At 33.5% G+C, this 11,874-nt stretch carries 9 protein-coding genes; 3 read left to right on the top strand and 6 right to left on the bottom strand.

The genetic code is table 11. The annotated features are described in order from the left end of the window. Window positions 1-45: 45 nt before the first annotated feature. Window positions 46-1,449, bottom strand: a complete 1,404-nt coding sequence (locus tag ACZ098_RS12145) for a RagB/SusD family nutrient uptake outer membrane protein (RefSeq protein ID WP_487312014.1) — start codon at window positions 1,447-1,449, stop codon at window positions 46-48. Between the two features lie 18 nt (window positions 1,450-1,467). Beyond that, complete coding sequence (locus ACZ098_RS12140) at window positions 1,468-4,476, bottom strand: SusC/RagA family TonB-linked outer membrane protein (RefSeq protein WP_487312013.1); 3,009 nt, start codon at window positions 4,474-4,476, stop codon at window positions 1,468-1,470. 1,107 nt (window positions 4,477-5,583) lie between these two features. On the opposite strand from ACZ098_RS12140, the gene ACZ098_RS12135 reads away from it, so the two are divergent. The 3 genes from ACZ098_RS12135 (at window position 5,584) to ACZ098_RS12125 (ending at window position 8,327) form a co-directional block, all read left to right on the top strand. Further along, entirely contained in the window at window positions 5,584-5,838 is a 255-nt protein-coding gene (locus ACZ098_RS12135) for a helix-turn-helix domain-containing protein (RefSeq protein WP_487312012.1), read from the top strand. Between the two features lie 841 nt (window positions 5,839-6,679). Next, window positions 6,680-7,474, top strand: a complete 795-nt coding sequence (locus tag ACZ098_RS12130; RefSeq protein WP_487312011.1) for a Fic family protein — start codon at window positions 6,680-6,682, stop codon at window positions 7,472-7,474. Between the two features lie 76 nt (window positions 7,475-7,550). After that, window positions 7,551-8,327: a S1/P1 nuclease gene (locus ACZ098_RS12125; protein WP_487312010.1), complete on the top strand. Its 777-nt coding sequence runs from the start codon at window positions 7,551-7,553 to the stop codon at window positions 8,325-8,327. A 790-nt stretch (window positions 8,328-9,117) separates the two neighbouring features. Here the strand turns inward: ACZ098_RS12125 and ACZ098_RS12120 are convergent. From ACZ098_RS12120 to ACZ098_RS12105, 4 genes are all read right to left on the bottom strand, one after another. Beyond that, window positions 9,118-9,306 carry a hypothetical protein gene (locus ACZ098_RS12120; protein WP_487312009.1) on the bottom strand — a complete coding sequence of 63 codons (189 nt, stop codon included), beginning with the start codon at window positions 9,304-9,306 and terminating at the stop codon, window positions 9,118-9,120. A 652-nt stretch (window positions 9,307-9,958) separates the two neighbouring features. Next, on the bottom strand, window positions 9,959-10,366 hold the full coding sequence (locus tag ACZ098_RS12115) for a hypothetical protein (protein WP_487312008.1): 408 nt from the start codon (window positions 10,364-10,366) through the stop codon (window positions 9,959-9,961). Window positions 10,367-10,489: 123 nt separating this feature from the next. Next, window positions 10,490-10,846 carry a hypothetical protein gene (locus ACZ098_RS12110; protein ID WP_487312007.1) on the bottom strand — a complete coding sequence of 119 codons (357 nt, stop codon included), beginning with the start codon at window positions 10,844-10,846 and terminating at the stop codon, window positions 10,490-10,492. A gap of 156 nt (window positions 10,847-11,002) precedes the next feature. After that, complete coding sequence (locus ACZ098_RS12105; protein WP_487312006.1) at window positions 11,003-11,605, bottom strand: LuxR C-terminal-related transcriptional regulator; 603 nt, start codon at window positions 11,603-11,605, stop codon at window positions 11,003-11,005. Between the last annotated feature and the right edge of the window lie 269 nt (window positions 11,606-11,874).

Raw genomic sequence — 11,874 nt, 5'->3', positions numbered from 1 at the left:
AGTTAAGTCCAACCAACTGTTTAGTACTTGGTTGGACTGTTGGTTTTAATATCCTGGGTTTTGCGGTGCTAAATTTCCGTTTAGGAGTAGTTCTGATTCTGGTAATGGCCATAGTAGGTCTTTTGTATCCCATCCCGGTTTCTTGCTGCTTAAAATACTATTGGCTGTTCCTGTTCTTTTAAGGTCGAACCATCGCTGTCCTAATTCGGTGAACAACTCTTTTCTTCGTTCCTCGATTACGGCTGCTAGGACTTCCGTTTGTATAGTTGCTGCGGTATTTGGCAATCCGGCTCTGTTTCTAATTTTGTTTAAATCAGTTTTGGCATTTTCTAAATCGTTTAAATGCGCTTTAGCTTCTGCGCGAATTAGGTATAGTTCTTCCAATCTAAAGAGAATTGAGTATTCAACCGATGCGCTTGTGCTTGCGTTTTCTTTGTATTTGTTTGGGAAGTAGTAATTTTGAGCTCCGTCGGTTACTGTTCCAATCCAATTGATTCTTCTTAAATCGCCTGCTTCAAATTCTTCTACCAAGTCGTTGCGTAAGGCAAATGTTGGTGGAGGTGCGCTTGAAAATATGAATGTTTGGGCTTCCAATGTGTTGCTGCCGCTGAATTGTGGTGCTAGTTGCCAAAGGGTACCTGTGCTGTTGTTTAGAAAAACATTATTCAAATCGTCTACAAAAGTGTACATTGTTGTTGCATTAATTACTGCATCCGCATAGTTGATTGCTTCTGACCAATTCTCCGTGTATAGCATTGTTCTTGCTAATAGTGCCTGTGCTGTACTTTGATTGGGTCTGGTTCGTTCGGTTCCAAAGTAATTTATTGGCAGTAACGTAATGGCTAGTTGCAAATCGTTTTTTATGTTATTGTATACTATTGGTATGCTTGATTTACTAATGCTTTCATTTACTTGATAATCTGTAGTATTGATAAAAGGTACTTCACCAAAAAGATTCACTAAATAGAAATGCAAATACGCTCTTATGAAATAGGCTTCGCCAATTAATCTTTGTTTGTCTTCGGTGCTAATTCCCGTTGCTGCTGTCGCGCCTTCTATTATGGCATTGGCTGCGTAAATTAGATTGTACGTTGCGTTCCAAGTTGACGATACTGTATTATTGGATGGAATTAAACCGTTTTGATAGAATTCTTGCGCTGGTAAACCACTGGTGCTGTAGTACTCCATTTCGTCAGCGTAGTTGCTTAGTAATGCGCTTAAACCCGTTGAGGTTCCTTGTACCAAAACGTCATTTCGCATTTTGGAATAAATATGTGTCAGCGCCGCATCCGCGGTGGCTGCGTCTTGGAATACCGCTTCTCCTGTAAGTTGATTTGCTGGTAAATCTACCTCAACGAAGCTTTCACAGCTGTTTAGTAGCCAGCTTAGTATTGTGATGGCTAACCACAACCCAATTGTTCTTATTGTATTTGATGTATATGCATTCATGTTTTTAGCTTTAAGTGATTAAAAATTTAGTTGTGTTCCTATTGTTACAACTCGAAGTGTAGGTAGTCGTCCTTGTGACTGGTTTTCTGGATCGGCACCTTTAAACTTTGTAAACGTTAGTAGGTTTTGCGCTTGGAAGTATATTTTGCAACTCCCTTTTTTGAGTATTGTATTTGGCAACGTATAGGACAGTGAGAGGTTTTTTACGCGAATGTAAGAGGCATCACTGAATGCGGCATCGCTTGACGCGTAATAGGTGTAAAATGCATTAACAGCTGCATCGTTAAAACCGGCTGTGTACACTTGAGTCGGGTTGGTATCGCCAGGTTGTTGCCAATTGTCTAAAACATCAGTTGTCATGTTGCTTGCTGATCCTGGTAAATCTGCTACTGCATTGTTGTTTATTCCTACTTGTTTTACGAATTGCACTAGGAAATCCAATTGCCAGTTTTTGTAGGTCAGGCTATTTTGCACGCCTCCAAAGAACTTTGGTGCTGTGTCCACTACTTTTTGTCGGTCTTCTGTGGCTGTGAGTAGACCGTCGTTGTTGAAGTCGGTGAATTCGTAAATTCCGGTTGTTGGATTTACTCCTGTGAACTCATATACTTTTCTGATGCTTAGTGATTGACCGATTATGTATTGGTTGGCGTAGACCGAACCTTCTAAATTTGGGAATGCAATTAGTTTATTTTTTGGTATCGTCAAGTTCCAAGAAGTCGTCCATTTGAAATTCGTTCTGTTAAAATTGTTGGTTCTTAGTTCGATTTCTAGACCAGTGTTTTCCACTGTTGCGTCTAAGTTGGCTTGAATGGAATTGAATCCTGTGGTTCCGGGTAATGGAATGCCAACCAATTGGTTTGACGAGCGATTTTTGAAAAATGCCGTTGTTAAAAAAATACGGTCGTTGAGAAACCCTAAGTCCAACGCCATTTCTAGTTTTTTGTTGACTTCCCAACTGAAATTTGGATTGAATAGGCGAGCAGGTTCTAAACCGATAGTTCCGTTGTAGGCAATTCCAGTTGGCGTATAGGTGTTTAAAAATTGATAGTCGCCGATTTGGTCGCTTCCTGTGGTTCCGTAACTGGCTCTTAGTTTTCCAAAACTTAGGAATGGTAGAGCTTTGTTTATTGCTGTTTCTTTACTGAATATCCATGCGGTTCCTAATGCACCAAAATTTGCGAAGCGATTTCCTGAACCGAAACGGCTTGAGCCGTCTCGACGTCCTGTAAGGTTGAAGAAGTATTTTTCGTTTACGCTGTAATTTGCTCTTCCAAACACTGCATTATAACGGTACATTGATGTTGCATTGTTCATTATTTGTGTAAAGGATGCTGCCGCTAGGTTTGTAATTAAACTGTTGCTTGTAAATCCCGAAGCAAACACTGCCAATTGAGCAGCTGTTCGTTCTTGGAATGTACTTCCTACCAATAGGTTTAGTTTTGATTTTGCAAACGACTTTTGGTAGTTTAGTTGCGGTTCGATACTCCATGACTGCTGGTTGGAATTGCTTACCATGCTCGTCGATGCTGCGCTGGTTAATCCGAATGCTGGATTGTAGATGGTGTGTGGCGTGGTGCTTGATTCTTCTACTCTTGTGTCGTTGTAGCCCAATGCTGTTTTGAATTCTATATTTGAACGTACTTTATATCCAACCACTCCGCCAAGATATAGGCCTTTGGTTTTGGCTAGGTATTTTCCTTGTAGTAGGCGCAACGGATTTTCCCACGTTCCGTTTTCCCAGTTGAGGTTTCCGTTTTCGTCGTAAAGTGCTGGTGCGTTTGGTGCTAGTGTTGTGGCGTTTCTGGTTAGGTCGGTGCTTAACAGGTTGTTTTTATCTGCCACATAATTTCCTGAAAGGTTTATTGTAAAGCGGTTGTCTTCGGAGGTGTGGTTTATGTTGAAATGCAGTGCGGACTTGCCGTAACTGAAATCACCTGGAAAGACTGTGGTTTCTTTAAAATTGGTTCCTCTGATTAAAAATTGCGTCGTTCCTGTTCCTCCTGAAACGCCTACTTCTACATTTCTTGAAGTGGCTGTACCGCCAATTAGTTCTTTTTGCCAATCAGTGTAGCGGTTTCTGTCCCATGTTCCGTTTACGTCGTACGCCCAAGGTGGTAGCGTGGTTATGCTATCGTTTGCGAATGCTTCTTCGCGCATTGAAAGGTATTGTTGTGTGTTTAGTAATTTTAGTCTTCTTGCTATTGTTCCGGCGCCTGTGTAGGTATTGAAGGAGAATTGTGTTTTTCCTTTTTTTCCTTTTTTGGTTGTGATTAGGACTACACCGTTGGCACCACGCGAACCATATATGGCTGTTGCATCGGCGTCTTTTAGGATTTCGATGCTTTCGATGTCGGATGGGTTGATGTTGTTTAGTGGGTTGATTCCTGCGCCTGGTAAAATTGCTCCCGAAATATTGGTATTGCCTAAGCTTTCTGATGCAAAAGGTAGTCCATCGACAATGTAGAGCGGTTGGTTTCCTTCGGTTCGGATGCTGTTTCTGCCTCTTATTTGAATTTCGAAACCGCCACCAGGTACACCAGTTGTTTGCGTTATGTTGACGCCCGCCATTCTTCCTTGGAGTGCAGCTAAAACGTTGGTTACTGGTTGTTTTTCGATGTCTTTGGCTATTACTTTTGCGATGCTTCCTGTTCGTTCTTTGTCTTTTACGGAGTAGTAGCCTGCGTTTATGATTACTTCTTTTAGTGTTGTGGTGTCTTCTTCCAATTTCATATTGATAGTAGTGCGGTTTGCCACTTGCATTTCTTTTGTTTTGTAGCCTATGAAAGAAAACACTAGTATGTCTGTTGGTGCTACCTCAATTGTGTAGTTGCCGTTTTCATCGGAAAGGGTAGTGGTTGGCTTGTCTTTCACCTTTATGGTTACGCCTGGTAACGTACCATTTGCATCGGTGGTGGTGCCTTTGATGGTTGTTTGTGCTTGTACTCCTATACAGATTAGGAGTAGGATGTAGTACATTTTGGGCGGTAGTGTTGATGCCCAGTACTTTGTGTTTGAATTTTTATTCATACTTTTGGTTTGGTTTAATTAGACTTCGGTTTGGTTTGCTTTGGTCCTCTATTCGTCCGCCAAGAAGAGTTAGAGGGCCTTTTTTTTCTGAGATGCTTAGATTCTGAGCTGTTGGGGTTTTTGCTCCGCTCATGTTTTTGACCACAAATTGCACAAATTATCACAAATTTTTTATTCGCTTTGCTCAGTTTTGGGACACGGATGTACTTCGTCTGTTCGACCTTTGGTCTAGGGTCACTGATTTAGCGGATATCTTCGTCAGTTCGACCTTTGGTCTCGGGTCACGGATTTAAAAGATTACTTCGTCAGTTCGACCTTTGGTCTCGTGTATCGCGGATTTTGCGCTTCGCTTTTTACTGATTACTTCGTCAGTTCGACCTTTGGTCTCGTGTGTTGCGGATTTTTTTGTTTCGCTTTGCTCAGTTTGCTGGCACGAATTACACGAATTTTTACAAATTTTTTGATTCGCTTCGCTCAGGTTATGGGACGCGGATGACACTGATTAAACAGATTTTCACGGATTTTACGCTTCGCTTTTTATGCCGCGGATTAAATGGATTAATACTGATTTTTTTGCGGTGGTTTTTTAGTGATTTATTTCGTGTGGTGTGGTTTGTATTTTTATTGGTTTTATGGCATAGGCTTTTGGTTTTTAAGGTTTTTTTAAAGGAAAGTGCTCTGCCGTTGCTTGTTGCAGCCAAGCGCAGGCAGTGCCTTTCCCAACTAACTCATTGGACTAACAGTGTTGTTGGTTGCGAGACTTTTATAGTAGGAGCAGTGCTAAGAATGGAAGTGAGTTGCCTTTGGGAATAAAAAAAAGGCGTGGAACTCAGCTTAAACGCTATCAAGGTACTGGTATACCCGCACACGAATAAGTGAGCCCACGCCAATGGACGTGAGCATCGTACTTATCATCTCGCGTGCTAAAATTACCAGTTTTTGATAACGAGATTCAAAGCGAATGCTTCAATATTGCATTTGAAGAATCGCAAAATTACATCTAATGATGTAATTGAAGAACAAATATACTAAAAAATTTCAATAGTGGGATATATACCAATAATATTTTTACCTAAATAGCGCAAATTGCTAGTAAATATTGTAATTATGGACATTAGTGAAGACTTACAAAAGGAAATAGGTGTTAAATTAGCTGAGTTAAGAATCAAAAATAAACAAACTCAACATGACATAGAATTTCTGACTGGTATTGATTCGGGCGAAATCAGTAAATATGAACAAGGAAAAAGAAATTTAACTGTAAAAACATTAGCTAAATTTGCATTAGCACTTAATGTACACCCAAAAGTCTTGTTGGATTTTGAATTTGATATTCAAAAATATAAAGTAGATAATGAATAAATCCATTTGTTAGATTATAAATATTTTCCGAATAAAAAAGATGCTCCAGCATCTATTTTATTTTAATAACATGTCAATTTGGGAGTAACACCTGTCAATTTGGGAGTAATTGAATTTAGTGTATTATTAGTATATGATAGCCGTTTTATCTTTGAAGGATGGAATGGTATGAAATAGTTGTGTTTGTTGCTTTGTGGTTTATAGGGCTTTACTTAAGAGGTAAGTTTTATGAATGGATGAGAGATTATAGAAATGGGAGGAGAAAGTGATCGATGCTAGGAGGCATCTTTTTTTTGTTTCAATAGAAAATATGCACTGTAGTAGCAATATTTCACACAGATTAGCTATTGTTTATTTTGAATTAAATTAATTAAGCAAACAAAGTGCTGTTTATGCGTTGGGAAAGCCAAAACCCTGTGAGCGTTAGCAGAGCGTTGGATTGGGTGGGTGAAAACACGTCAGCGATAGCGTTCCTATTTTTTTTAATATATTGATATTTGGTAGTTTAAATAAAGTTTCTATATTTGAACAGAATACCTTAAACATTAGATACTTAAAACTAAAAAATGTTAATATTTATATATAAATGTTGAAAAATTGAAAGTATTTAATACATTTGCAGCATGTTATTGACAAGACAAGACATATTATCATTAAAAAATTTATCAACTACAAGAGACCTTGTAAGTGTTGACAACATCCCTGTTGTCTTCAAAGATGATTTTAAATTATACTTTTTTGGTAAAACTTTATTAAAAAAAGATAACTCATTATTTGCTTACCCTCACGACATCAAAATGTGGATTCATTTTATGTTTAATAAATATAATGGATAACCTTAATGCTTCCAGATTATTTATTAGCATTTAATGATGCCCTACTAAAATTTCAAGAAAAATATCCTAGAGAAAAATGGTCTGATGATTTTAGAACATCATTGATTAATGACTATTCTTTTTTTTCAGCTAGAGTTGAAGATAATAAACTTGAATATGGTGATACTATTCGTTTTCTGAATAATGAAACCATTAGAGGTGTTAGTTTTAATTCATTACTTGGAGTATCAGACCATCAAGCTGTATTAAAAAATGTGTTGGATAATTTGAATGATTTTATCTTAACTGAAGACACTGTAAAGGATATTCATCGATGTTTGATGGAAAACCCATTGGCATGGGAAACTGAGTTCAAGCCAGAACTTGTTGGGAACTATAGAAATATACCAACTGTAGGCTCTAGAGAACCATTTTTTGAAAATAAAGAATATGCACCACATTATAATTTGGAAATAATCATGGCCACTTATGTTGATATGTTCAACGGAAGATTAAATGATGTAGATAATGAAGTACTTGAAAAACATTTATTAACTAGAATTGCCTATTTTCATAATAAGTTTTTGAATGACATTCACCCTTTTGCTGATGGTAATGGTAGAGTATGTAGAATTATTATTGGTGCAGTTTTGATGCATAATAATTGTCCTCCCATTTTTCCAGAAATTATAACACAAGAAGAACAAATTGAATATATTACTACTATTGTTCATTGTGAACAAAATAAAAATGATGATTTATTAATAGAATACTTTGCAAAAGGTATGACTAACTATTTACAAAAAAGAATAAACAATTAATTTAAAATTTTGTTTTTAGAAAAAAGTTATCTACTACTTCTTTTAGTTTTTATTCTTCATTTCAATAGTATTTTATTTGACATTATTCAGTTTTAAACTCTATCTTTTCTCTGCTTTTGTTTTGCTTTTTTTATCGCTTCCTACTACTTCATTTGCTTGGGGTAAAAAAGGACATGCTTTTGTTGCTGAGGTCGCCTTTAATTATATGGATCCCACTACCAGAAAAGTATTGCTGGAATATCTTGATGGGATGACTATTGAAGATGCGGCGAACTGGATGGATGATATTAAAAGTGATAAATCGTATGATTATCTTAAGAAGCAGCATTATATCAATGCTGAAAGAGGACAGAAGATAGGAGCTGATGGAGGAGAAAACATTATAGGTTTATTGACTAAAACTATTGAAGAACTTAAAAACTATAAATCACTTTCAAAGCAAGAAGTCAAAATGAAACTTTGTATTTTATTTCATTTGATTGGTGATTTGCATCAGCCGTTGCACGTTGGTTATGGCGACGATAAAGGAGGAAACGACTATCAGGTTAACTTTTATGGTAGAGGTACGAATTTGCATTCGTTTTATGATTCTGGAATTATAGAATATAAGAATTTGACGCTGTCGCAATGTTTGAAAGCCAAAGTGTATTTGAAAGAGGAGTTAGCGCAAATTGGAACCATTGATGTTGTGGCATGGGCTAATCAGTCTAGAAGCTTTTTACCAGTTATTTACAAAACTAATGGTGCTAAACTAACGGACTCTTATGTTGATAGTAATGCTATAATTATTCAGGAACAAATTCAAAAGTCTGGGATTCGATTGGCTAGTGTTTTGAAGGTTGTTTTGGTTTAGCAGTTGCACTTGTTATCAAAAAAAAAGATTTAGCGCTATTTTATTTATTTATGATGGTCATCAATTTATCCTTTAATTGAGGCTGCATACTGCGAAATTGAGGATTATTTTCTATTTTGTTTTAAAGAATGTACTAATCATTACAAATAAAATCAAAGCAATTACTACCAAAAATGAATTTTCCATTTTAAATTTATACAAGATGATTATATGCAATAATAGTAAGACTATTGCATTTGCGATTACCTTATTTTTTTTGGAGAAATCCATATTTATGATTTAAACACTTTATTTGAATTCAGACAATTTATAGTGCTAATACTATCAGAAAAAAATCAAGCAAACTGTAAATTCCCTACTTTTACACCATTTTAGGCTATGGTTGTTTGCTTGATTTGCTTTTACTTTAATGTAATCAAGCTACTAAACAAAATCTAATTACAAAAAATTAAACATTAGAGCAAAAATATCAATTTGTCCTTTAATTTGATGTCAATTAGTGTTTATAGGTGTTAGTTTTAGATTTTATGTGCTGCGAATCGGGAAGAATTAACAAGCAATATTGTCAACATTTAAATTTATAGGGAATTACATTATGATAATGATGTTAGTAATTTTATTACTTATAGTGATTCATTTATCATAATTGATTAAAATAAATTTGTTTGCTTAGTACCTAAATATATTGCATTTGTGGTTATGTATCTAAAATCCTAATATTATAGAAATACAGTAAATAACTGATTGAATAGGAGCAAAATGGGGTTACTTTTTGAGTTCAATTATTAATTTATTTTTTCACCCATTTGTTGATTTCGTTCTTCCACTCTTGAATCGGTTCATTTTTATTGTTTTTCCATTTTTTGGAAGAATAGTGGTTGTAGAATGCTTGTGCAATAGTGATATCAAAATTATTTTCAATGAAATAATTGAAGATTTCAGAAAATGTTGGTTGTAAGTATTCTTGGTTATTATTCATATTAGAAAACATTTATCTTGTTTTCACTTTGGAAAGCAGGTTTAATTTCAATTTCACCATATTTACGTTGAAACTTTTTATTTGGTTCTCTGTAATATGAATTTTGCTTTAATATTACTTTACTTCAACTAAAAGTTTGCTACTTTCATTTAGTAAAAATAGTAATAATAAAGTAAATAATTATTTTTTTAAAATTTTAAATTAAAACTTTCGTCTGTTTTGAACGGATTCAGTTTTTAATTTGTAAATAATGAGGTAGTTGTGAAAGTTTAGTTGGTTGTAGAATTATTGTTAAAATTAAACCAAACATTTTCTTAATGTTTAATTTAGATTGTCCAATCTCACTGTAAAATATTATCATGTTTTTAAAAACACCTAATTATTACTACAATATGTTTTACTTTTTTCGAAGTTAACTCAATTTTTAAAAGTTTACAAGAAGTTGTTCAAAAGTGACTGACTAGTTCAACTAAGTTCTTTATCTAAATGATTTTTATAGTTTTCATTATATAATTTTGACATTAATCTATGGACATTAAAGTCTGGTCTTCTCGTCTTCATTTTTATAACCATTATGTAGAATCGATTCATTTCTGCAATATCGATAGTACATTTTTTTTTTTGCTTTTTAAACATTAGATAGATTATTATTTTAATATATGAATGCCCAGCATACTTGATCCTGCCATAAGGTTTGCATGACCAATTCCTTTACGTAGTATGGAGTATCTAAAACATCTATTAATAAAAAACCATTTTCTGAATTATATCCATAACAAGCAACATAATGTTTTTTATTTGGATCACTACTTATGTTTATGATCGATGGATATTTACAATTTTTTAACTCTTGAATATTAGTATTATTGCAATTTACTGACAATATATTATACGTCATTGCTATTTTTTCTATCGCTTCAAATGGATTGTCAAAGTCAAAATTTTTTACTAGGGAATCTAAAGGTTGGGTTATGGCTTTTTCCTTATAAAATTTAAGTATATATATAAAAGAATTAATAGCATCGTTTATCTCTACCTTCATTTTTTTTTCTTGTATCATCGATTTTAAATTTATATAGATTTCTTATAACTTTATAGTTGTCGTTTTTCGATTTAAAAATTAAGATTAGCGTTTATGCTATATTTTCAATTTTTTTAATAATTTGTGCTTTAGATGAAATCGTTAGGAACTTTTATGATCAATTCTTTTTCTTTTTTGTTTCTTGGGAAAAGTTGAACTACTATCAAAAAAGCTAATGATTGTGTGTATATTTAAATCTATTGCCAACTTAATTTCCAAGTTATTTTTACTTAGTTCTACATCTGGCATTATGTAAACTGCATCTGCAATCATTAAATCTTTCAGGTTTTTTCTTTTTGCATCCGATTTAGTATATTCTTTACTGCAAAGCCGTTCTAATGGATTGATGGCATTATAACCCAATTCTGTGAACATCATCTGCACCTTATAATAATTTAATTGCGTGTCGGAGTCGATAAATGGTGGATAATTTCCAATTATATATACACTTTTTTTCATATCTAATAATTTATTTTAATTAAATACACTAGTCCAAAAAGTTATGCAACTTTACTTAAAAAATAATATTTCATTTTTAATTATATATTTATCGCTTTCATACATAATATATGAGTCAATGTCTTTATTATTGAATACTAATTATATAATAAGGCATTAAGATTTTTGTAATTCTTCATAATTTTTATTGTAACATGCTGCTAATTCGAAAAGATTATTAACTTTAGTTTTTTCAATTATTCTTTTTTTAAAAGTACTTATTGTTGAAATAGTTAAATTTGTTTTTTTTGAAATAATTGAAATTTTATCTCCTTTTATTAACATTAATCCAATCTGATATTCTCTGGCAGAAAGTAAGTTATTTAAACTTGTTGAACGATATATTTTTTTATTATTACTTATTATTTTGGATGTTACTATTGCTATTATCTGGTCACTACTTGAAGTGTTTACTATTAAGCTGAAATCGTCGTAATTTATTAATTTTAAAAATGCATCATTTAATACACTGCTGGTAAAAACGATTATAGAAGCTTTTCTCTTTTGAAGTTTTAATTTAGTAAGTAAATTCAAGTCACTTTTTTTATTTTTTTCAATTTGTATTATTATAATATCAAAATATTCTAGGCGAGGATTATCAATTAAATTATATTTTTCAACATTTTTTATATTAGCTCCTAATATTTCGCTTTTGATTATAGAGGTTAGTCCTGCTGCATAAATTTCATTTTCAAAACATAATAAAATGTTACTATTCATATTCTCATTTTTTTTTGTAATCTGGCAAACGGCGGGATTCTTAAAAAATTTGCAAATGTTCCTGCTATTATTGCTGCAAAAAATTCATTGTTTACCTGATAGAATTTATTTTGTTAATTTGATGCTTAAATTTTCTTTACTATTTTTTATTATTTGCTTGTCTGATTTCGATTTCACCAAAACTTAGATTATTTTACAATTAAAGAAAATCAGGCAAACCTTAAATATTCCCAAATCTATATTTCATAAACAATAACCTACTACGTGTT

The sequence above is a fragment of the Flavobacterium sp. SP2 genome (assembly GCF_057626655.1).
This window is presented reverse-complemented; position numbering and strand designations above follow the sequence as displayed.

What these genes read in the sequence shown, in the direction of transcription:
- ACZ098_RS12145 (WP_487312014.1), bottom strand. Translation starts at nt 1,449, where the DNA reads ATGAATGCATATACATCAAATACAATAAGAACAATTGGGTTGTGGTTA.
- ACZ098_RS12140 (WP_487312013.1), bottom strand. Translation starts at nt 4,476, where the DNA reads ATGAATAAAAATTCAAACACAAAGTACTGGGCATCAACACTACCGCCC.
- ACZ098_RS12135 (WP_487312012.1), top strand. Translation starts at nt 5,584, where the DNA reads ATGGACATTAGTGAAGACTTACAAAAGGAAATAGGTGTTAAATTAGCT.
- ACZ098_RS12130 (WP_487312011.1), top strand. Translation starts at nt 6,680, where the DNA reads ATGCTTCCAGATTATTTATTAGCATTTAATGATGCCCTACTAAAATTT.
- ACZ098_RS12120 (WP_487312009.1), bottom strand. Translation starts at nt 9,306, where the DNA reads ATGAATAATAACCAAGAATACTTACAACCAACATTTTCTGAAATCTTC.
- ACZ098_RS12115 (WP_487312008.1), bottom strand. Translation starts at nt 10,366, where the DNA reads ATGATACAAGAAAAAAAAATGAAGGTAGAGATAAACGATGCTATTAAT.
- ACZ098_RS12110 (WP_487312007.1), bottom strand. Translation starts at nt 10,846, where the DNA reads ATGAAAAAAAGTGTATATATAATTGGAAATTATCCACCATTTATCGAC.
- ACZ098_RS12105 (WP_487312006.1), bottom strand. Translation starts at nt 11,605, where the DNA reads ATGAATAGTAACATTTTATTATGTTTTGAAAATGAAATTTATGCAGCA.